This window comes from Paraburkholderia sp. Ac-20336, from assembly GCF_017105025.1.
Lineage (GTDB): Bacteria > Pseudomonadota > Gammaproteobacteria > Burkholderiales > Burkholderiaceae > Paraburkholderia.
Genome location: NZ_JAAGPS010000069.1, coordinates 1 through 22,824, shown reverse-complemented (window position 1 = coordinate 22,824; position 22,824 = coordinate 1). Strand labels below are relative to the sequence as shown.

19 protein-coding genes are annotated in these 22,824 nt (G+C 65.3%); 8 read left to right on the top strand and 11 right to left on the bottom strand.

The annotated features are described in order from the left end of the window. Window positions 1-58 precede the first annotated feature (58 nt). Window positions 59-2,413, bottom strand: a complete 2,355-nt coding sequence (locus GXB81_RS19515; protein WP_205990093.1) for a Tex family protein — start codon at window positions 2,411-2,413, stop codon at window positions 59-61. Window positions 2,414-2,564: 151 nt separating this feature from the next. On the opposite strand from GXB81_RS19515, the gene GXB81_RS19510 reads away from it, so the two are divergent. From GXB81_RS19510 to GXB81_RS19495, 4 genes are all read left to right on the top strand, one after another. Then, window positions 2,565-2,753: a hypothetical protein gene (locus GXB81_RS19510; protein WP_167044976.1), complete on the top strand. Its 189-nt coding sequence runs from the start codon at window positions 2,565-2,567 to the stop codon at window positions 2,751-2,753. 7 nt (window positions 2,754-2,760) lie between these two features. Continuing rightward, window positions 2,761-3,711 (top strand): hypothetical protein, encoded by a 951-nt coding sequence (locus GXB81_RS19505; protein ID WP_345891060.1) that lies wholly within the window; start codon window positions 2,761-2,763, stop codon window positions 3,709-3,711. Between the two features lie 130 nt (window positions 3,712-3,841). Continuing rightward, entirely contained in the window at window positions 3,842-4,060 is a 219-nt protein-coding gene (locus GXB81_RS19500; protein ID WP_167044979.1) for a DUF465 domain-containing protein, read from the top strand. 64 nt (window positions 4,061-4,124) lie between these two features. Continuing rightward, the gene (locus tag GXB81_RS19495) at window positions 4,125-6,407 is read left to right on the top strand and encodes an ATP-dependent DNA helicase (protein WP_205990092.1); all 2,283 of its coding nucleotides are present in this window, start codon (window positions 4,125-4,127) and stop codon (window positions 6,405-6,407) included. A gap of 221 nt (window positions 6,408-6,628) precedes the next feature. Here GXB81_RS19495 and GXB81_RS31500 read toward each other — a convergent pair whose 3' ends face one another. Continuing rightward, complete coding sequence (locus tag GXB81_RS31500; RefSeq protein WP_240162941.1) at window positions 6,629-6,904, bottom strand: hypothetical protein; 276 nt, start codon at window positions 6,902-6,904, stop codon at window positions 6,629-6,631. 232 nt (window positions 6,905-7,136) lie between these two features. Then, entirely contained in the window at window positions 7,137-8,498 is a 1,362-nt protein-coding gene (locus GXB81_RS19485; RefSeq protein WP_205990099.1) for a cupin domain-containing protein, read from the bottom strand. A gap of 32 nt (window positions 8,499-8,530) precedes the next feature. On the opposite strand from GXB81_RS19485, the gene GXB81_RS19480 reads away from it, so the two are divergent. Continuing rightward, complete coding sequence (locus tag GXB81_RS19480; RefSeq protein WP_167044988.1) at window positions 8,531-9,070, top strand: peptidylprolyl isomerase; 540 nt, start codon at window positions 8,531-8,533, stop codon at window positions 9,068-9,070. 9 nt (window positions 9,071-9,079) lie between these two features. On the opposite strand, the gene GXB81_RS19475 is transcribed toward GXB81_RS19480, so the two are convergent. The 4 genes from GXB81_RS19475 to GXB81_RS19460 form a co-directional block, all read right to left on the bottom strand. Next, on the bottom strand, window positions 9,080-10,513 hold the full coding sequence (locus GXB81_RS19475; RefSeq protein ID WP_205990090.1) for a hypothetical protein: 1,434 nt from the start codon (window positions 10,511-10,513) through the stop codon (window positions 9,080-9,082). Continuing rightward, window positions 10,500-13,184: a DNA mismatch repair protein MutS gene (gene mutS, locus GXB81_RS19470; RefSeq protein WP_205990089.1), complete on the bottom strand. Its 2,685-nt coding sequence runs from the start codon at window positions 13,182-13,184 to the stop codon at window positions 10,500-10,502. Before mutS ends, GXB81_RS19475 begins: the two co-directional genes overlap by 14 nt. Before the next feature lie 235 nt (window positions 13,185-13,419). Continuing rightward, window positions 13,420-14,718 carry a lysophospholipid transporter LplT gene (gene lplT, locus GXB81_RS19465; protein ID WP_205990088.1) on the bottom strand — a complete coding sequence of 433 codons (1,299 nt, stop codon included), beginning with the start codon at window positions 14,716-14,718 and terminating at the stop codon, window positions 13,420-13,422. A 235-nt stretch (window positions 14,719-14,953) separates the two neighbouring features. Next, entirely contained in the window at window positions 14,954-15,757 is an 804-nt protein-coding gene (locus GXB81_RS19460) for an inositol monophosphatase family protein (protein ID WP_167044997.1), read from the bottom strand. A 329-nt stretch (window positions 15,758-16,086) separates the two neighbouring features. Between GXB81_RS19460 and GXB81_RS19455 the strand changes: the two genes are divergently transcribed. After that, a complete protein-coding gene (locus GXB81_RS19455; protein ID WP_205990087.1) occupies window positions 16,087-16,938 on the top strand; it encodes an RNA methyltransferase in 852 nt (283 codons plus the stop codon). Window positions 16,939-17,199: 261 nt separating this feature from the next. Next, complete coding sequence (cysE, locus tag GXB81_RS19450; protein ID WP_205990086.1) at window positions 17,200-18,045, top strand: serine O-acetyltransferase; 846 nt, start codon at window positions 17,200-17,202, stop codon at window positions 18,043-18,045. 115 nt (window positions 18,046-18,160) lie between these two features. Here the strand turns inward: cysE and GXB81_RS19445 are convergent, their stop codons facing one another. The 4 genes from GXB81_RS19445 to GXB81_RS19430 all read right to left on the bottom strand — a co-directional run bounded on the left by GXB81_RS19445 (window position 18,161) and on the right by GXB81_RS19430 (window position 21,038). Continuing rightward, window positions 18,161-18,958 (bottom strand): UDP-2,3-diacylglucosamine diphosphatase, encoded by a 798-nt coding sequence (locus tag GXB81_RS19445; RefSeq protein ID WP_205990085.1) that lies wholly within the window; start codon window positions 18,956-18,958, stop codon window positions 18,161-18,163. Between the two features lie 57 nt (window positions 18,959-19,015). Beyond that, complete coding sequence (locus GXB81_RS19440) at window positions 19,016-19,510, bottom strand: peptidylprolyl isomerase (protein ID WP_167045008.1); 495 nt, start codon at window positions 19,508-19,510, stop codon at window positions 19,016-19,018. A gap of 84 nt (window positions 19,511-19,594) precedes the next feature. Next, window positions 19,595-20,188, bottom strand: coding sequence for a peptidylprolyl isomerase (locus GXB81_RS19435; RefSeq protein ID WP_167045011.1), 594 nt, complete (start codon window positions 20,186-20,188; stop codon window positions 19,595-19,597). A gap of 58 nt (window positions 20,189-20,246) precedes the next feature. Next, entirely contained in the window at window positions 20,247-21,038 is a 792-nt protein-coding gene (locus GXB81_RS19430) for a tetratricopeptide repeat protein (protein ID WP_167045014.1), read from the bottom strand. A gap of 248 nt (window positions 21,039-21,286) precedes the next feature. On the opposite strand from GXB81_RS19430, the gene cysS reads away from it, so the two are divergent. Continuing rightward, complete coding sequence (cysS, locus tag GXB81_RS19425) at window positions 21,287-22,684, top strand: cysteine--tRNA ligase (RefSeq protein ID WP_205990084.1); 1,398 nt, start codon at window positions 21,287-21,289, stop codon at window positions 22,682-22,684. The last annotated feature ends 140 nt before the right edge of the window (window positions 22,685-22,824 follow it).

Here is a 22,824-nt window from a genome sequence, read left to right as displayed (position 1 = left end):
GTCGATCCGACGCGCTCACTCCACTCGTCATGCTCCTCGTACGCTGGCTTGCGCCTGCTTACTTCTGCTTGAGCTTCGCGAAAGCCGCGGCCATTGCGCCCGACAGTTCCGGTTCGCGCGAACGCTGCGGCGCGCCGCGTCCCGCGCCGCCGCGGTTGAAGCCGCCGCCCGAGCCGCGCTCCTGCTGCGCACCGCCGCCGCCGCTGCGTGCGGCCGCCGCGCCCGGTTCGTCGTCGAGGCGCATGGTCAGCGCAATCCGCTGGCGCTTCACGTCGACTTCGAGCACCTTGACCTTGACGATCTGGCCGGCCTTCACGACCTCATGCGGGTCCTTCACGAACTTCGTCGACATCGCCGACACGTGCACGAGACCATCCTGATGCACGCCGACGTCGATGAACGCGCCGAATGCGGCAACGTTCGTCACGACGCCTTCAAGCACCATGCCAGGGATCAGATCGCTGACCTTCTCGACCCCTTCACGGAACGTGGCGGTCTTGAACTCGGGACGCGGATCGCGGCCCGGCTTTTCAAGTTCGAGCAGAATGTCGCGCACGGTCGGCAGGCCGAAGCGCTCGTCGACGAATTCGGTCGGCGAGAGCCCGCGCAGCGCATCGCGATTGCCGAGCACTTCGCCGACCTGCCGGCTGATCTTCGCGAGAATCCGCTCGACGACCGGATACGCTTCCGGGTGCACCGACGAACGGTCGAGCGGATTCTCGCCGTTGTTGATGCGCAGGAAGCCGGCCGCCTGCTCGAAGGTCTTGTCGCCGAGACGCGGCACTTTACGCAGATGCTCGCGCGACGGGAACGGCCCGTTCGCATCGCGATAGTCGACGATGTTGCGCGCGAGCGTCGCATTCAAACCCGACACGCGCGCGAGCAGCGCGACCGACGCGGTGTTCGCATCGACGCCGACCGCGTTCACGCAGTCCTCGACGACCGCATCGAGCGAGCGCGCGAGTTCGCGCTGATTCACGTCGTGCTGATACTGGCCGACACCGATCGCCTTCGGCTCGATCTTCACGAGTTCGGCGAGCGGGTCCTGCAGACGGCGCGCGATCGACACCGCGCCGCGCAGCGACACGTCCATGTCGGGGAATTCCTTCGCGGCGAGTTCGGACGCCGAATACACCGACGCACCCGCTTCCGACACGACGATCTTTTGCAGCTTCAATTCCGGATGACGCGAGATCAGTTCGCTCGCGAGCTTGTCGGTCTCGCGCGAGGCGGTGCCGTTGCCGATGCTGATCAGCTCGGCCTGGGTCTGCGCGGCGATGCGCGCGAGCTTCGCGAGCGAGCCGTCCCAGTCGCGGCGCGGCTCGTGCGGATAGATCGTGTCGGTCGCGAGCACCTTGCCGGTACGATCGACCACCGCCACCTTCACGCCCGTGCGCAGGCCCGGATCGAGGCCGATCACGGCCTTCGGGCCGGCCGGTGCCGCGAGCAGCAGGTCTTTCAGATTGCGCGCGAACACGCGGATCGCTTCGTGTTCGGCTTCGTCGCGCAGATTGGTCAGCAGTTCGTTTTCGAGGTGCGGCTGCACCTTCACGCGCCAGCACCAGCGGCACACGTCGGAGAGCCACTTGTCGGCGGGGCGGTTCTGATTGGCAATGCCGAAGTGCCGCGCGATCAGCGCTTCGCCCGGATGCGGCACCTGCGCGTCGAGTTCCTCGCCCAAGCCGAGCTTGATCATCAGCACGCCCGCATTGCGGCCGCGGAAGAGGGCCAGCGCGCGATGCGAGGGCACCGTGCGGATCGTTTCGGCGTAGTCGTAGTAGTCGCGGAATTTCTCTTCCTCGGCGGTTTCCTTGCCTTCCACGACCTTCGACGACACCACGCCCTGGTTGAACAGGTAGTCGCGCAGCTTGCCGAGCAGCTCGGCCGTTTCACCGAACTGCTCGGAGAGGATGTCGCGCGCGCCGTCGAGCGCGGCCTTCACGTCGGCGATGCCTTTCTCGGCATCCACGTAGGCCGCGGCTTCGGTTTGCGGATCGAGCAGCGGATTACCGAGCAAGGCGTCCGCGAGCGGCTGTAAACCGGCTTCGCGCGCGATCTGCGCACGCGTGCGGCGCTTCGGCTTGTACGGCAGATAGAGGTCTTCCAGCACCTGCTTGCTGTCGGCGCCTTCGATCGCGGCGCGCAGCTCGTCGGTGAGCTTGCCCTGTTCGTCGATGCTTGAGATGATCGCCGCGCGCCGGTCTTCCAGCTCGCGCAGATACAGCAGGCGTTCCTCGAGGTTGCGCAGTTGCGTGTCGTCGAGATTGCCGGTCACTTCCTTGCGGTAACGGGCGATGAACGGAACGGTCGCGCCTTCGTCGAGAAGTTCCACGGCGGCCGCGACCTGGCGCGGCTGGACGGACAGTTCAGTGGCGATGCGCTGGACGATCTTGAGTGCTACGGTTTCCGTCATAAGGTCTTGGTGTTCCTGCGGACTCAGTGAGGGGCCGCGCGCGGGCGGCAGGTCGGACAGGCCGGGCATGCGCCGCGACCAGGAGCGGGGCATTTTGCCATAAATGCCAGGAGGCTCAACCGCGCGGTGTTAGAATTTCGGGCATGTTCCGTTGACCTTCTACGACGTTGCCAATCTCCTTGTCGCTCAATCGCCTGGTCTCTTTTTTGTCGTCGGGTTCGTCTCCGGGCTTGTCTCGGGATTTGTCTCAATTGCCGCTTTCTTCGCCGCGTTTGGCGGCCGGTTCGCCCGTACCGATGGCGCGTGCCGCAGCGGGCGCGAAGCCTGCTTGCGCGGCTGATTTCGGGGTGATTCGGTTTGCGCCGCGCAGGCTGGCGGCGGTGGGCGCCTCGTGCGTGATCGCCGTGGCGCTCGGCGTGCCCCGGCCGGCTATCGCGCAGGCCGCGCAGCCGGTGGCGACGGCCACCGTCCCGGCAGCCGCTCAGTCGGCAAATCAGCCTGCAAGCACGACGACAGCGACAACAGCAACCGGCGCAACGAGCGCCGACAGTCCGCAGAGCGTGAGCGACGCGGCCGCGCTCGACAAATCGTTCGAGGATCGGCAACAAGTGCTCGACCAGCGCAGCGACGACAACAACTACCAGTACGCGCTCGCGCAGCACAACTGCTACAGCCGCTTTTTCGTCAATCACTGTCTGGACCGCGCGCGCGATTCGATGCGCACGGTGCAGGCGCAAATCCGCAAGGAACAGCTGACGCTCGACGCCGAGCAGCGCGCACAGCGCGCTCGCGAGCGCGACCAGCGCACCGCCTTGCGGCGCGCGCAAAACGAGGCGGAAGCGCCGCAACGGGCCGCCGAAGACGCGCGCAACGAGCAGGCGTATCAGGAGAAGCAGCGCCAGAACGCGCTCGATCAGGCGCAGCGCAACGCCGAGGCGCCGCAGCGCGCGGCCAACGCGCAGGCCTACGAAGACAAGCAGCACCAGCACGCGCTCGATCAGGCACAACGCGGCGTCACGCCGGCGCAGGCGGCGGCCAATCAGCAGGCCTACGACCAGAAGCAGAGCGACTACCAGCGCAAGCTCGAGGAAGCGCGTCAGCAGGGCGTGCAAAAGGCGCAGGAGCGCGAGCAGAAGCAGCAGAATTTCGAGCGCAAGCAGGCCGATGCGGCGCAGCACAAGCTCGACGTCGAAGCCCGCCAGAAGCAGGCCGCCGAGAAGGCCGAGCAGAAGCGTCAGGACCAGTTGAAGCAGCAGCAACTCGAAGAGCAGCAGAAACAGCAACAGCAGCAGGAGTAGTCGCGTGCTGTAGCCGGTGCCGGCTCGTGGCCGGCACCACCGTAGTCGCCGTAACGCGTTTTGAGCCGGACAGCAACCTCAGGCATCGGGCTGCGCGCGCAGTTCATGCCTTCGACGAGAGGAGGCGAGCATGCGCGATCGTCATCACGTCATCGACGGAAACACACTCCGTGACCGCATTCTGCAACTGGAATCGGAGCATAGTGGGCTCGACCGGTTGATCGACCGGATGTCGGATGAGCCCGGCATCGACGACCTTGAGCTGCAGCGCCTGAAAAAGCGCAAGCTCAAAGTCAAGGACACCATCATCTTGCTGCAATTGCAGCTCGAACCGGACGTACGCGCCTGAGTTCGCGGCCTGGCAGGCGCCGGGCGCGCAGCGCGCGAGCCGGACTTCGCAGGAAACGCTTGCCTTGAATTCACCGCATGACACCTCATCCCGGACCGCGCCGGGCGACGCTGCATCCACCGCCGGCGCGCCGGCTCCGGCTCCGCGCGCGGCTGCGTCCGTGGCCGGCGTGACGCTGGACCGACGCCGTGCTGTGGAGCTCGACGATATCTTCGCCGACAACGGCTTGCTCGCGCGCCAGATCGACGGCTACCGGCCGCGCGCATCGCAGATCGAGATGGCGCGTGCCGTCGCCGCGGCGATGGAAGCGTCGGGCCGCGCGCTGCCCGAGCCCGCGATGTTCGAGGCGCAGAAGCGTCCGGCGCGGCGTCTGCAGCAGACAGGTAGCGATGCCGTTGCCGAGACCACCGACAGCGCCGAATCCGACGGCCTCGACGGCGGCGAGAACACGCTGATCGTCGAGGCGGGCACCGGCACCGGCAAGACCTATGCGTACCTCGTGCCGGCCATGCTGTGGGGCGGCAAGGTGATCGTCTCGACGGGCACCAAGCACTTGCAGGACCAGCTGTTCCAGCGCGACATTCCGACCGTGCGCGACGCGCTCGCGGTGCCGGTGTCGGTCGCGATGCTCAAGGGGCGCGCGAACTATCTGTGCCACTACTACCTGCAACGCACGGCCGACAACGGCCGTCTGCCGTCGCGCCAGGAAACCTCGTATCTGCAGGACATCGTGCGCTTCGCGAAGATCACGCGCACTGGCGACAAGGCCGAACTCGCGAGCGTGCCGGAAACGGCGCAGGTGTGGTCGATGGTGACGTCGACGCGCGATAACTGTCTCGGCCAGGAGTGTCCGCACTACAAGGACTGCTTCGTGATGCAGGCGCGCCGCGAAGCGCAGCAGGCCGACATCGTGGTGGTCAACCACCATCTCTTTTTCGCCGACATCATGTTGCGCGATACCGGCATGGCCGAGTTGCTGCCCACGGCCAATACAGTCGTCTTCGACGAAGCGCATCAGTTGCCCGAAACCGCTACGCTGTTCTTCGGCGAGACGCTGTCGACCGCGCAGTTTCTCGAACTCGCGCGCGATTCGGTGGCCGAGGGTTTGGGCCATGCGCGCGATGCGCTCGACTGGGTCAAGCTCGGCGCGACGCTCGAGCGTGCCGCGCGCGACGTGCGGCTCGCGTTCAAGGAAGACACGCTGCGTCTGTCGATCGGCCAGTTGCCCGACGATCATCCGCTGTTCGCGGCGCTCGAAACGCTCGAAACCGAACTCGACGCATTGGCCGCCGCGCTCGCGGGGCAGGCCGAGCGCGCGGAATCGATCGGCGCGTGTCTGCGTCGCGCTCGCGAATTGCAGGACGTGCTGAGCGGCTGGACCACGCCGCCGTCGGCCGCCGAGCGCGACGCGGCCAATCCGCGCGAGGGTGAGGGCGGCGGCGCTGCGGCCGGCGGCAAGACCGGGCACGCCGATCCGAACGAAAAGGTGCGCTGGATCGAAGTGTTCTCGCATACGGTGCAGTTGCACGAAACGCCGCTGTCGGTTGCGCCGATTTTCGCCAAGCAGCGCGCCGGCGTGCCGCGTGCGTGGATCTTCACGTCGGCGACGTTGTCGGTGCGCGGCGACTTCACGCACTATGCGGCACAGATGGGGTTGAACTCGAAACGCTCGATGACCTTGCCGAGCCCGTTCGACTACCCCTCGCAGGGGCTGCTGTATGTGCCGCGCAATCTGCCGCAGCCGTCGTCGCCGATGTTCACGGACGCGGTGTTCGATGCGGCGCTGCCCGCGATCGAAGCGTCGGGCGGCGGCGTCTTCATGCTGTGCACGACGCTGCGCGCGGTGGACCGTATCTCGGCGAAGTTGCGCGACGTGATCGAGGCGCGCGGCTGGGACTATCCGCTGCTCGTGCAGGGCGATGCGAGCCGCACCGAATTGCTCTATCGCTTCCGGGCGTACGGCAACGCGATTCTGGTCGGCAGCCAGAGCTTCTGGGAAGGAGTGGATGTGCGCGGCGATGCGCTGTCGCTCGTCGTGATCGACAAGCTGCCGTTCGCGCCGCCCGATGACCCGGTGCTGTCCGCACGGCTCGATGCGTTGACGAAGAAAGGCTTGAGCCCGTTCGCCGTGCACCAGTTGCCGCAGGCCGTGATTACGCTCAAGCAGGGTGCGGGGCGTTTGATTCGCGCGGAGACCGATCGCGGCGTGCTGATGATCTGCGATACGCGCCTCGTCGACAAGCCGTATGGCCGCCGTATCTGGCAGAGCCTGCCGCCGTTCAAGCGTACCCGCGAGATCGACGTGGTGCGCGAGTTCTTCGAAGAGCGTGCGACGCCGGCTCAATAGCCGACAGAGGCGAAGCGCGCGGGTTCTGCTTAAAAAATGCCGCTTTAAAAAGCGGCATTTTTTCGACGGTTTTCAGGCTGGCTCTTAAGCAGAACAGCTAAAAAAACCTTGCTGCAAAAACGCAGCCATAAAACAAAACGCCACGGAGATGAATCCGTGGCGTTTTGCCTGACTGCCCGGGAAATCGCGACGATTTCCCGGGCAGAACCCTACACGACAGCTTACTGGCTTGCGCCCGAAGCCGGAGCAGCAGCCGAAGCCGCAGCGTCCGAAGCGGCAGCGGTCGCGTCCGAAGCAGCAGCCGTAGCCGAAGCAGCAGCGTCGCTCGCAGCAGCAGCAGCACCCGACGCAGCAGCTGCTGCGTCCGAAGCTGCAGCAGCCGGTGCCGAAGCAGCAGCTGCGTCGCTAGCCGGTGCGGCGGCCTGGTCGTTGCTCTTGTTGCATGCAGCCAGTGCCACAGCTGCCAACAGGGATGCTACGAGGAGGGATTTCTTCATGATCACGTCCTTTTATGGTTTAAAGGTAAGCAACAGCGCAAAATAAAACCGGTAATGTGCTCCAACACCGACCTGGGCCGCTGGTGGAGATGCTCTTTTGACGAGCTGAAATCTTCCCTACGGCTTGGGCGGAAATTATATGCACTTTCGTACTGACAGTCGATAAATCCGGGGTCAATACGTTGTCTTTCTCATACAAAATTTCACTGTACGGTATAGCACGCGGGCAGACTTACGCAAGCTCGCCCACCTGTATCCAGCCCGCACAATACCACTCGTGTAGCAGTGCTGTCACCGATGAATCGTGCGAGAGTGTTACAAAGCGTTTCGCACTCATGCACCGTAGATTAGCGAGATCAAACAGCCATTTTTTCGCGCCGTCCCACGACATTTCTTCTCCATTTACGAAGAAAAAACGGCGTTCATACAACAGGTTGGTCTTGCGGTCGAGCCGCAGGCCACGTTTCGACACTTCGCTGACGAAACGGGCCTCGTTGAGCGGCCGTTGCGGCGGATCGAAGACGACGCTCGGCTTGGGTTCACTGAGATACGTGCCAAGGAACGACGCAATGTCCTGCTCATTCCATTTGATTCGAGCAAGGATCGCGCCAACCTTCTCGACGAGCGCCGGCGGCAGCTCGGCCGGACGCTCGACGGCCGGTTGCTGCGGATCGCGGTAAAGCACGCCGGCCTTGCCCGCGGACTCGCCGCGCTCGGCCAGATGGTAGAGAAACTGCGCGGTCAACTCGCTCGCGGAGGGCGCGCGAAAACCGATCGAGCAGGTCATGCATTCGCCTTCGGCAATACCGTCATGCGCGATGTGCGGCGGCAGATACAGCATGTCGCCTGGCTCCAGCACCCACTCCTCTTCGGGCTCGAAGTTCTGTAAAACTTTCAAGGGCAAGCCGGCTTGCAGCGTCAGGTCTTTCTGCGCGCTGATGCGCCAGCGGCGTTTGCCTTTTACTTGCAAAAGAAACACATCGTAGGAATCGAAGTGGGGGCCGACGCCGCCGCCGTCGCTCGCGTACGAGATCATCAGGTCGTCGAGCCGCGCGTCCGGCACGAAGCGGAAGCGGTTCAGCAGGTCGCGGGCGCGATCGTCGTGCAGGTCCACGCCTTGCACGAGCAGCGTCCATGCGCGCTGCTTGAGCGACGGCAACTCGTCGGGGGCGAACGGGCCGTGTTCGAGTTGCCACCTGTTGCGGAAGTGGGTGATCAGGCGCGCTTCGACATCGTCCTGATCGGCCAGCTCGAAAAGTTCGTCGCGCGACAGCGGCGCTTCGAGGTCCGGAATCGCCTGGCGGATCAGCAGCGGTTTTTTCTGCCAGTGGCGGCGCATGAATTGCGACGGCGTCAGATTGCCGAGCAATGCGGTCGATATGTCGGGTGAAGGTGGGCGCGTAGGCATTGCGGTGGGCTTCGAAACGGGCTTTGAGGCTGGCTTTGACTCAGGCTTTGACTCAGGCCTTGAGTCGGGCTTCGAAGCTGGCCTCAACTCGGGCTTTGAGTTGGGTTTTGAGTCAGGCTTTGAAGCAGACGAGGAATTGCGTGCCGAAGCTGCATCGGCCGGGAGGTGAGTGGGGCGCCTCGGCATCGTATAATGAGAGCTGTATTCTGGAGAATCGAATGAAAATTGCAAAGAACACCGTCGTGTCGGTCGCCTACAAGCTGTCGGATGCTCAAGGCAATCTGATTGAGGAGAGCGACGAGCCGATGGTCTATCTGCACGGCGGCTATGATGGCACGTTCCCCAAGATCGAGGAAGAGCTCGACGGCCACGAGGCCGGCTTCGAGACCCAGATCCAGCTCGAGCCGCAAGACGCATTCGGCGAGTACGATCCCGAACTCGTGAAGATCGAACCGCGCGATCGTTTCCCGGAACCGCTCGAAGTCGGCATGCAGTTCGAAGGCACGCCGGAAGATGGCGACGAGGAAATCGATGCGCTGGTGTACGTCGTGACCGACGTCGCGGAAGACAAGGTCGTGCTCGACGGTAACCATCCGCTGGCCGGCATGGCACTGCGTTTCGCGCTGACCGTGAAAGACGTGCGCCCCGCGACCGAAGACGAAATCGAACACGAACACGCGCACGGCGCCGACGGCCTCGAAGTTCTCGACGACGACGAGGACGACGAAGAAGACGACTCCAAACCCACTTTGCACTGAGCTTGCCGCTCAGCCGGGTGCGCCTGAAGGCGTGCCCGGCGGCACGCGCGGCGACGTGGCCGGTGCCGACGCAGGCGAGGGTGCCGGCACCGATGGCGAAGCCGGCAGTATCGACCCCGGCGGCATCGAAATCGCCGGCTCATATTCACTACCTTCCTGATCCAGCTGCGGCCCGCCGGGTGTACCAGGTGCGCCTGGTGCCTGCGGCAGCAGCGGCGGCAATTCCGACGCCGGACCGAAGCCCGGCACATTTGGCATATCGGGCGAGCCCGACATCGACGCACCGGATTCATCGTGCGATTGCAGCGGCGGCGTAGTCGGCAGCGGTATCTGTTTCGGCACGTCGTGCACGCTCACACGGAACGGCGTTTTCCTGCCGAAATCCGCTTCAATCTGAATCCACTGGTTAAAACGATCGCGCGGCGCAAGCCCGATACGCGTGAGATTCGTCACGGCCACGCCCTTGTCGTTGCGTAGCGGCTGATCGATCACGAAGCCGCCGGCCACGCGTTCGTCGTCGGCATGAATCACGACCACGGGCCCGTGAAAAGTCTGCGCGAGCTTGACGAGGCTGCGCTTGAGTTCGAGAAAGCCATCGCGACGCGTGCTGCGCGCGAAATGCAGCCACGCGAACCGCTCGGGCCGCTTGTAGCGCTCCGGATCGAAGTCGCCCTCGATGAACACGACGATCGCACGCGCGTCGCGGCGTTTCGCATATTCGCCCGCGTGTTCGAGCCAGAATGCATTGGCGATCACGCGATCCTCGAACTCGCCGTTGCGGCCGCCCGCGGTCAGATAGTGATTGTTCGGCCCCGGCGCGTTCAGGCCGACGAACACGATGTCGCGGGCCTGATCGGCGGTCCTGTCGTTTGCCCTTTCGTTCGCGCTTTCGCTCATGACCCAGCGCACGTTTTCACGGAACGGACGAAAGCGCGAGACTTCGCTTTCGCGCGTCAAGGCAATCGGGTTCTGGCCCATCGAGGTGGAGTCGGCGAATAGCGTTTGCCGCAGCAGATCGAGCCGCTCGACCGGATCGAAGCCGCCGGCTTCGGCCGTCCCGCAATCGACCCAGTCGTGTTCGCCGGGAATGAAGAAGAGCGGCAGGCGCGAGTTTTCGAGCAGCGCGTAACGGCGCTCGTAAAGCGTGTCGCGGCAGACTTCCTTCGGCCCCTTCAGATTGCCGTCGTAGACAATGAAGCGCACCGCGCGCTCGCGGCCGATCGCATCGAGCAACCGCTGTGTGGAGGCTTCGTCGGCGGGGCTGCGCATCGTGTCCGCGATGACCGCGAACGTGAAACGCGAGGCCTCGGCCCGCGCAGGCGTGGTCCACGCGCACAGTGCCGCGAGCGCGGCGATGCCGCCCACGAGCGCGCGCGCGTGGCTCAGCGCCGCGCAAAACTCGCGCGGCCGTTGGGGATGCCGGTGTGCGTCAACGGTCCGCATCCGGCGCGACGGCCAGTTCATGTAGTTCGTACAGCAGATCGAGTGCTTCGCGCGGCCGCAGATCGTTCGGATCGATGCCGCGCAGACGCTCGACGACGGCCTGCATCGCGGGCGATGCGGGTGACGCATGGGTGTCGGCATCGTTGTCGTCGTCCGCGTCTTCGGCGAGCATCGGTGGCGCGGCGAACAGATCGAGTTGCGGCGCGGGCTGTGCGGCCGATTGCTGTTCGAGATGTGCGAGATGCTTGCGCGCCGCGCGGATCACCGCGTTCGGCACCCCGGCCAGTTGCGCGACCTGCAGACCGTAGCTCTGGTTGGCCGGCCCTTCGTCGACCGCATGCAGGAACACGATGCCATGCCCGTGTTCGACCGCCGACAGATGCACGTTGGCCGCGTGCGGAAATTCCAGCGGCAGTTGCGTCAGCTCGAAGTAGTGCGTTGCGAACAGCGTGTAGCAGCCGTTGTGCGCGAGCAGGTGCCGTGCGATCGCCCAGGCGAGCGCGAGACCGTCGAACGTCGAGGTGCCACGGCCGATCTCGTCCATCAGCACGAGGCTGTGCTGTGTCGCGTCGTTGAGGATCGCGGCGGCTTCGGTCATTTCGACCATGAAGGTCGAGCGGCCGCCGGCGAGATCGTCCGCCGCGCCGATGCGCGTGAAGATGCGGTCGATCGGCCCGAAGGCCGCGCGCCGTGCCGGCACGTAGCTGCCCACGTAGGCGAGCAGCGCGATCAGCGCGGTCTGACGCATGAACGTCGATTTACCGCCCATGTTCGGGCCGGTGATCAGCAGCAGCTTGCGCTCGGCGGCGAGCATGCAGTCGTTCGCGATGAACTGCTCGACCTGGGCCTCGACCACCGGATGGCGGCCCTGCTCGATGTCGATGCCGGCATCCGCGGAGAAGGTCGGCGCGACCCAGTCGAGCGCGCGGGCGCGTTCGGCAAAAGCCGCCAGCAGATCGAGTTCGGCCAGTGCCGAGGCGACGCGCTGGCAGTCCGGAATGAACGGCAGGAGTGCTTGCAGCAACGCGTCGTACAACGCGCGCTCGCGCGCAAGCGCACGCTCCTGGGCGGAGAGCGCTTTGTCCTCGAAGGTCTTCAGTTCCGGCGTGATGTAGCGCTCGGCATTCTTCAGCGTCTGACGGCGGCGATAGTCGTCGGGCACCTTGTCGGTTTGGCCGCGCGTGACTTCGATATAGAAGCCGTGCACCTTGTTGTACTCGACGCGCAGATTGCCGATGCCGGTGCGCGCGCGTTCGCGCGTTTCGAGATCGATCAGGAATTGCCCGCAATTCTCCGAAATGTCGCGCAGTTCATCGAGCTCCGCGTCGTAGCCGCGTGCGATCACGCCGCCGTCGCGCACCATCGCGGCCGGCTCCTGCGTGACCGCGTGCCTGAGCAGTTCGACGCACTCGGCTGGCGGCTCCAGCGCCGCGTCGATGCGCGCGAGCGAAGCCGCGTTCGACGACACCGCGGCAAGCTGCGCGCGCAGTGCCGGCAGCGCGATGAACGTATCGCGCAGGCTCGACAGATCGCGCGGCCGCGCCGAGAGCAGGGCGAGACGTCCGGTGATCCGCTCGATATCCGCGATTTGCCGCAATGCCTGGCGCAAGGTATCGAGATCGGCGCCGGGCGGCGCGTCGAGTAGCGCGCCGATGGCCTGCTGACGCGCCTGCGCAACCGCCGATTCGCGCGGCGGATGGTGCAGCCAGTGACGCAGCAGGCGGCTGCCCATTGTCGTGCAGCAGGTGTCGAGCAGCGAGCACAGCGTCGGCGATTCGGTGCCGCGCAGTGTTTCCGTGAGTTCGAGGTTGCGGCGCGTGGCGGGGTCGAGGCCGATATATTCGGACTCGTATTCGACCTTCAGGCTGCGCACGTGTCGCAATTGCTGGCCTTGCGTGGACGCCGCATAGAGCAGCAACGCACCGGCCGCGCCGCACGCGCAGCCGAGCGAATGCGCGCCGAAGCCGTCGAGGCTTGCCACTTCGAGCTGGTCGCACAGGCGCTTCGTGCCCGACGCGATATCGAAGTGCCAGGCCGGCATGCGCGTGAGTGCGCCCGCGTTGGTGGGCGGCGTCCAGCTTGCCGAATCGGCGCTCGCGTCGGCGACGAGAATTTCAGCGGGGCGAATGCGTTCGAGTGCCGCGGCCACCTGGTCGGGCGCGACTTCCGCGAGACGCAGTGCGCCGCTCGCGAGATTGAGCCATGCGAGGCCGACGCTCGTCGCAACGCCGCGGCGATTGTGCGCGACGCACATCGAGAGCAGGTAAACGTCGCTCTTGTCGGACAGCAGCGCGGCATCCGTCAGCGTGCCCGGTGTGACCACACGGACGACCTTGCGCTCGACCGGCCCTTTCGAGGTGGCCGGGTCGCCGATCTGTTCGCAGATCGCCACGGATTCGCCGAGCTTCACGAGCTTGGCCAGATACTGTTCGACCGCGTGATGCGGCACGCCGGCCATCTTGATCGGATTGCCCGCCGACGCGCCGCGCTGCGTGAGCGTCAGATCGAGCAGCCGCGCGGCTTTCTCCGCGTCGTCGAAAAAGAGTTCGTAGAAGTCGCCCATCCGGTAGAACACGAGCGTGCCCGGATGCTCCGCTTTGATGCGCAAATATTGCTGCATCATTGGAGTGTGTTGTGCGACGTCGTTGGCCGCTGCGGTTTGAATGCCCATCCTTGGTGTCTTCTTGCGGTAGATGCTCAGGGCGTGAGTTTAACCCGCCCGCGCGGCGAACGGACCCTGGCCGAACGGCCGATGCACGACGCAAAACGGCTGTGGCAGCATGAAATCTCCACGGCAGCGCGAGCGGGCGGGCTGCGACGATGCGTATCGCCGTGGCGGCGCGCCGAGACGCGCGCTTGCCGGAGTCATCGAGCCACCGAATCACCGAAGGCGAATCGTCATGCATTCATTCCTCGACCATCGCACGCATGTCGACCATGCGCTCGTTCACGGCGCCGCGCCGCATGGCGAGCCACATCAGCAGCGTGATGAAACTGCCGAACACGACGATGATCCATTGCGCGGGCAGCTTCGCGATGAGCAGCAGCGCATACATGCCGAGCATCAGCAGCACGGCGAGGTTCTGGTTGAAGTTCTGCACGGCGATCGAGTGGCCGGGCGACAGCAGCGTCGCGCCGCGATGCTGGAGAAGCGCGTTCATCGGCACGATGAAAAAGCCCGACAGCGCGCCGAGCACGATCATCAGCGGATAGGCGAGCAGGAGATAGGCGGGCGCGACGTGCGAGCCGATGCGCAGGCCCGCGCCGGGCGGGAACAGATCCTTGTTGTAGAACGCCATCGCGATCGCCACCGCGCCGGTCAGCACGCCGACCGGCAGCACGCGCAGCGATTTGCGCAGCGGAATCAACGCGGCGGCGGCCGTCGCGCCGAGCGCGATGCCGATGCCGCTCACGCCCTGCATGACCGCTGCTTTCGACAACGTCAGCCCAAGATTCACGTTCGCCCATTTGAGCACGAGCAACTGCATCGTCACCGCGGCACCCCACAGCAGCGTCGTGACCCACAGCGCGATCTGCGCGAGCTTGTCGGCCCACAGCACATGAAAGCAGTGATGGAATTCGCCGACCAGCTTCTTCGGCTCCGACAGACGGTTCGGATAGCGCGCGCCGGTGTCGGGAATGAAGACGTTGATCGCGGCGGCGACGGCGTAAGTGACCATCACCGCGAACATCGCGAGATCGGCGGCGGAGCCGATCAGCGGCAGATGCGCGTGCGCGACGAAGTGCCCGATCGACCCGCTGATCAGCGCGCCGCCGAGCATCGTGCCGGCGATCGTCGAAAGGACCGTGGCCGATTCGAGCCATGCATTGGCCTGGACGAGCTTGTCGGCGGGCAGCAGCTCGGTGAGGATGCCGTACTTGGCCGGCGAATAGGCCGCCGCGCCAAAGCCGACCACGCCGTACGCAATCATCGGATGAACGCCGGCGATCATCAGCAGGCAGCCGCTCGCCTTGAGCGCGTTGGAGATGAACATCACGTGGCGCTTTTGCAGCGAGTCCGCGAACGCGCCGACGAAGGGCGCGAGCAGCACGTATGAAATCGTGAAGAAGATTTGCAGCAGCGGGGTGACCCAGGCAGCCGAGCGGATTACCGAAAGCAGCGCGATGGCGGCGATCAGCAGCGCGTTGTCCGCGAGCGACGAAACGAATTGCGCCGCAATGATCGTGTAAAAGCCTTTTTTCATGAAGCGGATGAGAGGCTGCGCGCGAGTCGGGAAGAGGGCGGCGAGGGAGCGGCAACAGGGCGTGGCAGCGGCCCGCACCGACACCGGCAAACCGCGCCGGCAGGAGAGCGCATGGCACCCCGGCTTTGTAGCACGAACGTGTGTACGCTGCAGTGCAGCCAACAAAAAAAGCGGCCGAAGCCGCTTTGCCGTGCGCCGATTACGCGAGTCCGCCCGCAGCCCGCGGCGGCACGCGTCAGGCCGACTGCTGACGCGTGCGGCTGTAGCGCGACAGAACCGGAATCATCTGCGCGTAGACCTTCGGGTTGCCCGCGACGACTTCGCCGACGTGCAGGAAGTCCGAGTCGCCCGTGTAGTTGCCGACCAGACCGCCCGCTTCCGTGATCAGCAGGCTGCCCGCCGCGACGTCCCACGGGTGCAGACCCTGCTCGAAGAAGCCGTCCATGCGGCCGGCGGCGACGTTCGCGAGATCGAGCGCGGCGGCGCCCGGACGGCGCAGGCCCGCGCAGGCTTCGGTCATTTCGGCGAACTGGCGGCCGTACGCTTCGAGGCTGTCCTGCTCGCGGAACGGGAAGCCGGTGCCGATCAGGCAGTCGGCAAGGCGGTCGCGCTTGGCGACGCGGATGCGGCGGTCGTTGAGGAACGCGCCACGGCCGCGCGAGGCAGTGAACAGGTCGTTGCGGTTCGGATCGTAGACGACGGCCTGCGTGACGATACCTTTGTGCGCGAGCGCGATCGACACGCAGTAGTACGGAAAGCCGTGGATGAAGTTGGTGGTGCCGTCGAGCGGATCGATGATCCACTGGTATTCGGAATCGTTGTCCGACTTGCCCGACTCTTCGGCGAGGATCGCGTGATCGGGATAGGCGGTCTTCAGCGTTTCGATGATCGCGGCTTCCGACGCCTTGTCGACCTCCGTGACGAAATCGTTGTGCTGCTTCTTGCTGACCTGGACCAGGTCGAGGTCGAGCGACGCGCGGTTGATGATCTGCGCTGCGCGGCGGGCGGCCTTCACGGCGATATTGAGCATGGGATGCATGAGTCTGGATCCTTGTGCCGGGGCAGCACGGCTGCTTGCCGGAAAATAAGCGCTAAACCTGCGCTAACAGGGTGCCGCGAAGGCGCGGAAACAGCACGGAAAACAAGCCGGGCAAAGCGCTGCTGCGCATTCCTCGTATTGCATTCCGTCGACGGAGACGAATTGGATAAGAACGTGGCGCCCGGTTCGGCGAATGCCTGGGCATTTGCCCGTGCCGGACACGAAACGCAGCATTTTACCTGAGTCCTGGCGCCGCCGCGCATACGGATGATTCGGCGCGGCGGCGGGTTGGCGCTACCATACGCACCTTTAGCCTGCCGAGTTTTATCGTGGAGCACACCCACCATTCCTCCGATCCCGCCGTGGCCGAACTGCGCGGCGGCTTTACGTCGACGCGCTTCGTGCTCGTCGAGCCCAGCCATCCCGGCAACGTCGGCGCCGCGGCGCGCGCGCTGAAGACTATGGGCTTCTCGCGGCTCGTGCTGGTGTCGCCGCGCGTGCCGAACGTGCAGAACGATCCCGAAGCGATCGCGATGGCGAGCGGCGCCGACGACGTGCTCGCCTCGGTGCACATCGTGCCGACGCTCGCCGATGCGCTCGCGGGCGTGCACTGGTCGATCGCGCTGACCGCGCGGCTGCGCGAATACGGCCCGCCGCAATGGACGCCGCGCGCGGCCGCCGCCATCGCACACGAACAGGCGGTACACGGCGAGATCGCGCTGGTATTCGGCAACGAGCGCACGGGCTTGTCGAACGAGGACGTCGAGCGCTGCAGCGCGCTTGCGCATATTCCGGCCAATCCGGCCTATAGCTCGCTCAATCTCGCCCAGGCGGTGCAGGTGCTCGCGTACGAACTGCGCACCGCCTATCTTGGCGTGGACGTTGGCGTCGGCGACCCGGCAGGCGGCGCGCCGCTCCCGTCGCACGCAGGCGTCGGCGCGGCGCAGCGCGAGCCCGCCGGCGCGCGCGCGCAACTGGCGGCCAGCGACGAAATCGAGAGCATGTTCACGCATCTCGAAAGCGCGCTCGTCGCGCTCGAATTTCTCGATCCGGCCAATCCGAAGAAGCTGATGTCGCGGCTGCGGCGGCTGTTCGCGCGTTCGGGGCTCGAGCGCGAAGAGGTCAACATCGTGCGCGGCATCGCCAAGCACATCCTGCTCAAGACGAAGCGAACCGACTGAGCAGCCGGGCAAGGCGTATTACGGCGGCGAAGCACGGCGGCGGACCACGCACATCCCGGCGCCGCCCTCGCCCGCGGACGACCTTGCGGGCAGCGTGGGCTTCCGGCAGGTTTCGCGCAATCGCCCTACAATCCACAAAACATACGAAGCAAAGCGGCCACCGTGCTAAACGGCAGCCGCACCGTCATGCGTAGCGCGCAATGCAGCAGGCAGCGCGCAAAACAACGCGGACGGTTTTTCCCTCACAACACCGTCCCTGCCATGTTCACGAGACTTCGCGAAGATATCGCCACGATCCGCGAGCGCGATCCCGCCGCCCGCAGCGCATGGGAAGTGCTCACGTGTTATCCGGGGCTGCACGCGCTCGTGTTGCACCGCTTCGCGTATGCGTGCTGGCGCGCGAGGCGCCGCTGGCTTGCGCGCTTCGTCTCGCAGATGGCGCGCTTCATGACCGGCATCGAAATCCATCCCGGTGCGACGCTCGGGCGGCGCGTGTTCATCGATCACGGCATGGGCGTCGTGATCGGCGAAACCGCGCAGGTCGGCGACGACTGCACGATCTACCAGGGCGTGACGCTCGGCGGCACGTCGCTCACGCGCGGTGCGAAGCGGCATCCGACGCTCGAGCGCGGCGTGATCGTCGGCGCGGGCGCGAAGGTGCTCGGCGGTTTCACGGTCGGCGCGGAGGCGAAGATCGGCTCGAACGCGGTCGTCACGAAACCGGTGCCCGCACGCGGCACGGCGGTCGGCAATCCGGCGCGGATCATCGTGCCGGCAGCTGCTGCGTCGACGGTCCCGAGCGCGGTCGCCACGCAAGCTGCCGAGTCGAATGGCGCCGCGCGCGACGCCAAACGCGCGGCGGAAAAGAGCGCGTTCTGCGCCTACGGCATCACGCCGAATGCGGACGATCCGGTGTCGCTCGCGATTCACGGCCTGATCGATCATGCGGCCACGCAGTCACGACGCATCGACGAGATCGTCGATGCGCTCGAGCGGCTCGGCACGAGTCTCGAAGGGCTCGAAGGCGCAGACGCGGCGTTGCTCGATTTGCGGCGTTTGTCGGCCGCGATTGCGGGGAAGGTGGAAGGCGCGGTCGCGCAGCGCTGATCGTCGTTCCATGTCCGGTGCCGCGAATGCGCGCCGGACTACGCAGGCTCATCGGGGTTCGCATGGCTTCGCGCCGATTCACGCGAATTCAGCGCGCGGCTGCAACATCGCCGTTTCAATCGAGCGGCAACGCTCGAATCCCGTCGCCATCGATCCGCAGATACCCGCCGCGGCGCGGGCCGTGATCGAGGTCCCAATCCGGCAGAACCCAGCGCGTGCCGCCCGGCTCGCGATGCCGCGCGGGCCGGTGCGTATGCCCATGAATCATGGTCGTCGTTTTCGACGTCTTGAAGAGCGCGGCGACACCTTTGGGCGTCACGTCATACTTGACCGATACCGGCCGCAGCCGGCCATGCTCGCTCTTGGCGCGCATGTTTTCGGCGAGCTTGCGCCGCCAGCGGAACGGCCACGCGAGAAACAGCATCTGCGCGACATGATTGCGCGCGAAATGCCTGAACAGTTGATAGCCGCGATCCGCGGTGCAGAGGCGATCGCCGTGCGCGAGCGCAACGCGCAGGCCGAACGCGGTAATCACGAACGGATCGGGCAGCCAGATCGCGCCGGCCGCTTTCATGAAGCGCTTGCCGAGCAGGAAGTCGCGGTTGCCGTGCATGATGTAGAGCGCGATGCCGCGCTCCGACAGCGTGTGCAGCAAGGCCGTCATGCGCGCGACGAACGGCTCGCCGAGCATGTCGTCGCCGACCCAGTATTCGAACAGGTCGCCGAGAATGAACACCGAGTCCGCCTCCTGGGCGGTCACGCGGATGAAGTGCTCGAACGCGGCGACCGTGCGCGGGATCGCCTCGCTCAGATGCAGATCGGAGATAAAGAAAAACGGGCGTGCGGCGTGCGGGCGTTGGCCCTCGCCAGACACGCCCGCGGCGACGCTTCGCAGCGGCGTCTCTTGCAGCATTGAAGGTGCCTGATTTCAGTTCAAACGAGTCGATGCCTGAGTGATGTCGGCGGCGTTTCAGCCGACCACCACGGCCTTCTCGATCACCACGTCGTCGACCGGCACGTCCTGGTGGAAGCCCTTCGAACCGGTCTTGACCTTCTTGATCTTCTCGACCACGTCCATGCCGTCGACGACCTTGCCGAACACCGCGTAGCCCCAGCCTTGCGGCGTCGGCGACGAGTGGTTCAGGAAGTCGTTGTCGTTCACGTTGATGAAGAATTGCGCGGTCGCCGAATGCGGGTCGTTCGTGCGTGCCATCGCGATCGAGCCGCTGACGTTCTTCAGGCCGTTGTTCGCTTCGTTGTTGATCGGCTCGGCCGTCGGCTTTTGCTTCATGCCGGGTTCGAAGCCGCCGCCCTGGATCATGAAGCCGTCGATCACGCGGTGGAACACCGTGTTGTCGTAGTGGCCGGCCTTCACGTAGTTGAGGAAGTTCTCGACTGACTTGGGCGCTTTTTCAGCGTCGAGTTCGAGTTTGATGACGCCGTGGTTCGTATGCAGTTCAACCATGATGGAATCCTTTGATGAACGGGTTGGAAAAAAGGCGCGGCATGTCGTCAGGCATTGACGCGAGGCCGTGCCGGGGCGTGTGGATTACTTGCTCACGACGGTAGCCGACTGGATCACGACCGGCTTTTGCGGCACGTTGCTCATCGGGCCGCGCGTGGTGGTGGGCGTGGCTTCGATGCGCTTCACGACGTCCATGCCGCTCGTGACCTTGCCGAACACCGCGTAGCCGTTGCCGTCCGGATTCGGGTAGTCGAGATTGGCGTTGTCCACCGTGTTGATGAAGAACTGCGCCGTGGCCGAATTCGGATCGCTCGTGCGCGCCATCGCGATCGTGCCCGTGGTGTTCTTCAGGCCGTTACGGCTTTCGAGCGGAATCGGCGCGCGCGTCGGCTTCTCGGCGAAGCTCTGCGTATAGCCGCCGCCCTGAATCATGAAGCCCGGAATCACGCGATGAAAGATCGTGCCGCTGTACTGCCCGGCCTTCACGTAGTCGAGAAAATTCGCGACCGTTTTCGGCGCTTTCTCGGGATACAGCTCGACGCGGATGTCGCCTTCCGACGTCTTGAGCAGAACGGACGGATGCGCGGCTTGCGCGCCGGCCGGCGACCCGGACTGCGCGAAGACAGGGGCGTTGGCGATCAGGGCGGCGCTGCCGAGCGCCAACATCAACCATTTCATGAAGATCCTCGAGGTTGGAGAAAACGGGCTGCCGGCAGCGAGCCGGTGTTAGCCGGTGTCAGTGCGACGGCGCCATGTACGGCGGCATGGCGAGCGAGCCGTTCGCGCCGCCGAACTGGAAGCTCGGCGTTTGCGTCATGTTCGAGGTGGCGCGCGCGGTGTAGTCGTCAGGCAGCGTGGCGGCGGCCGGCTGCGCCGACTTGCGCGCGGCGGGCGGCGTGATGATCTTCTGGATGTCGGCGAGACGCTGCGTGGTCGTCGCGCTCGCCTTGCCGAGGCCCTGCGCGCGGCGATACGCTTCATTGGCCATGCGCAGATAGACGTCGCCGAGGTTCTCGTAGGCGAGGCCGTAGTTCGGATTGACCTGGACGGCCGTTTCGAGCGCGGCGCGCGCCTCGCTCAGGCGGCCGTGTTTCGCGTACAGCGTGGCGAGGTTGTTGTACGGCTCGGGAAGCTCGGGGTAGAGCTGCGTGAGTTCGATGAACGCGGTGATCGCTTCGTCGTCGCGGCCGAGATGCGCAAGCACCGTGCCGCGTTTGAACCTGGCCTGCGCGTCGTGCGGATTCGAGGCGATGCGCGCATCGAGCTGGGTCAGTGCGGCTTGCCAGTTTTTCTGCTCGATCGAGGTGTCGATTTCCGGCGTGTTGTCGCGCACGGCAGGGCCTTGCGGCATGACCGCGGCCTTCTGCGCATAGGCGCTTGCGAGCGGCACGACGGCGAGCGCCGCGGCCACCGTGACACGCAACGCGAGAGTGCGCGCCGCTTCGAAAGTCGCACCGCCGACAACGCCGCCAAACGTAGACGCGGCGAGGGTCGCAGCGCTGCGCGCGCGGCCGCTGGAGTGTTTCATAGGCTCAGGTCTGGATGTTATACTCCGAGCCATTCTAACAAAAGGTCTGCGCGTTCCGTCGAACCGCCGACTGTCTTTTCGCCACTCGTGGCCGTCTCCGCCTGGTTCGCAGTCTCGTCTGCAGCCTGACCGCCGCACGAGGTGCGCCGGTTTTGGCTGTATGCGACGCACCCGTTGTCCTGTTCGTTCACGGGTCGCGGCGCGCAGAAGCACAATGCGGACTTCTTTCGGCCCACGCACCGCTCTCTATGGAATCTCTGCGCATCTACAACACGCTCGCGCGTGACAAGCAAACTTTCGTGCCGCTGCAGCCGGGCGTCGTGCGGATGTACGTCTGCGGGATGACCGTGTACGACTATTGTCACGTCGGTCATGCGCGGGTCATGGTCGTGTTCGACATCGTGCAGCGCTGGTTGCGCACGCTCGGCTACGACGTGACTTACGTGCGCAATATCACCGACATCGACGACAAGATCATCCGCCGCGCCGTCGAGAACGGCGAGACCATCAAGTCGCTGACCGATCGCTTCATTGCCGCGCTGCACGAAGACGCGGACGCGCTCGGCATCGCGCGTCCCGACATCGAACCGCGCGCGACCGACTTCATTCCGCAGATGCTCGGCATGATCGAGAAGCTCGAGGCGAACGGCTACGCCTACCAGGCGAGCGACGGCGACGTCAACTATGCGGTGCGCAAATTCGCGGGCTACGGCAAGCTTTCGGGCAAGTCGCTCGAAGACCTGCGCGCGGGCGAACGCGTTGCGGCCAACGACGCGAAGGAAGACCCGCTCGACTTCGTGCTGTGGAAGCAGGCGAAGCCGGAAGAACCCGCCGACACCGGCTGGGATTCGAAGTACGGGCGCGGCCGTCCGGGCTGGCATATCGAATGTTCGGCGATGGGCTGCACGCTGCTCGGCGCACAGTTCGACATTCACGGCGGCGGCCAGGACCTGCAGTTTCCGCACCATGAAAACGAGATCGCGCAAAGCGAGGGCGCGACCGGACAAAGGTTCGTCAATTACTGGATGCACAACGGCTACGTGCAGATCGACAATGAGAAGATGTCGAAGTCGTTGAACAATTTTTTTACGATTCGCGAGGTGCTCGCGCAGTACGATGCGGAGGTGGTGCGCTTCTTCATCGCGCGTGCGCATTACCGCTCGCCGCTGAATTACAGCGACGTGCATATCGACGACGCACGCAACGCACTCGCGCGTTTGTACACCGCGTTGAAAGACGTCGCGCCGGATGCGGCGGCGCTCGACTGGAGCGAAGCGCATGCGCAGCGTTTCCAGGCGGCCATGAACGACGACTTCAACACGCCGGTGGCGGTATCGGTGCTGTTCGAACTGGCAACGGAAGTGAATCGCACGCGCGAGCCCGCGCTGGCCCGCCAATTGCGAGCGCTGGGCGCGGTGCTCGGGCTGCTCGGGCGCGAGCCGCGTGCATACCTGCAGCAGGCAGCGGGTGCTGCAGCCGACGGCGCGCTCGAACCCACCGCGATCGAAGCGAAGATCGCCGCGCGCGTAGCGGCCAAGCAGGCAAAGGACTATGCGGCAGCAGACCGGATCCGGGCCGAGTTGCTCGAGGCCGGTGTTGCCCTTGAAGACAAACCCGGCGGGTTGACCGAGTGGCGGCGCGTGTGAGCGCACCTCGTACTTCCCTCTGATCGACTCGCCAGGCAGGAGGCAGGATGGCAACGGCCACGAAGGCGCCGGCTAAACGGTCTGCGTCTCAAACCAGTGCGGCAGCGTCGGCTGCCGCCGCCAAGCCGGCGCGCACGCCA

Bases quoted from the DNA above. Each gene is read 5' to 3' on its own strand.
- GXB81_RS19515 (WP_205990093.1), bottom strand. From the start codon at position 2,413: ATGACGGAAACCGTAGCACTCAAGATCGTCCAGCGCATCGCCACTGAA.
- GXB81_RS19500 (WP_167044979.1), top strand. From the start codon at position 3,842: ATGCGCGATCGTCATCACGTCATCGACGGAAACACACTCCGTGACCGC.
- GXB81_RS31500 (WP_240162941.1), bottom strand. From the start codon at position 6,904: ATGAAGAAATCCCTCCTCGTAGCATCCCTGTTGGCAGCTGTGGCACTG.
- GXB81_RS19485 (WP_205990099.1), bottom strand. From the start codon at position 8,498: ATGCCGAGGCGCCCCACTCACCTCCCGGCCGATGCAGCTTCGGCACGC.
- GXB81_RS19480 (WP_167044988.1), top strand. From the start codon at position 8,531: ATGAAAATTGCAAAGAACACCGTCGTGTCGGTCGCCTACAAGCTGTCG.
- GXB81_RS19475 (WP_205990090.1), bottom strand. From the start codon at position 10,513: ATGCGGACCGTTGACGCACACCGGCATCCCCAACGGCCGCGCGAGTTT.
- mutS (WP_205990089.1), bottom strand. From the start codon at position 13,184: ATGGGCATTCAAACCGCAGCGGCCAACGACGTCGCACAACACACTCCA.
- lplT (WP_205990088.1), bottom strand. From the start codon at position 14,718: ATGAAAAAAGGCTTTTACACGATCATTGCGGCGCAATTCGTTTCGTCG.
- GXB81_RS19460 (WP_167044997.1), bottom strand. From the start codon at position 15,757: ATGCATCCCATGCTCAATATCGCCGTGAAGGCCGCCCGCCGCGCAGCG.
- cysE (WP_205990086.1), top strand. From the start codon at position 17,200: ATGTTCACGAGACTTCGCGAAGATATCGCCACGATCCGCGAGCGCGAT.
- GXB81_RS19445 (WP_205990085.1), bottom strand. From the start codon at position 18,958: ATGCTGCAAGAGACGCCGCTGCGAAGCGTCGCCGCGGGCGTGTCTGGC.
- GXB81_RS19440 (WP_167045008.1), bottom strand. From the start codon at position 19,510: ATGGTTGAACTGCATACGAACCACGGCGTCATCAAACTCGAACTCGAC.
- GXB81_RS19435 (WP_167045011.1), bottom strand. From the start codon at position 20,188: ATGAAATGGTTGATGTTGGCGCTCGGCAGCGCCGCCCTGATCGCCAAC.
- GXB81_RS19430 (WP_167045014.1), bottom strand. From the start codon at position 21,038: ATGAAACACTCCAGCGGCCGCGCGCGCAGCGCTGCGACCCTCGCCGCG.
- cysS (WP_205990084.1), top strand. From the start codon at position 21,287: ATGGAATCTCTGCGCATCTACAACACGCTCGCGCGTGACAAGCAAACT.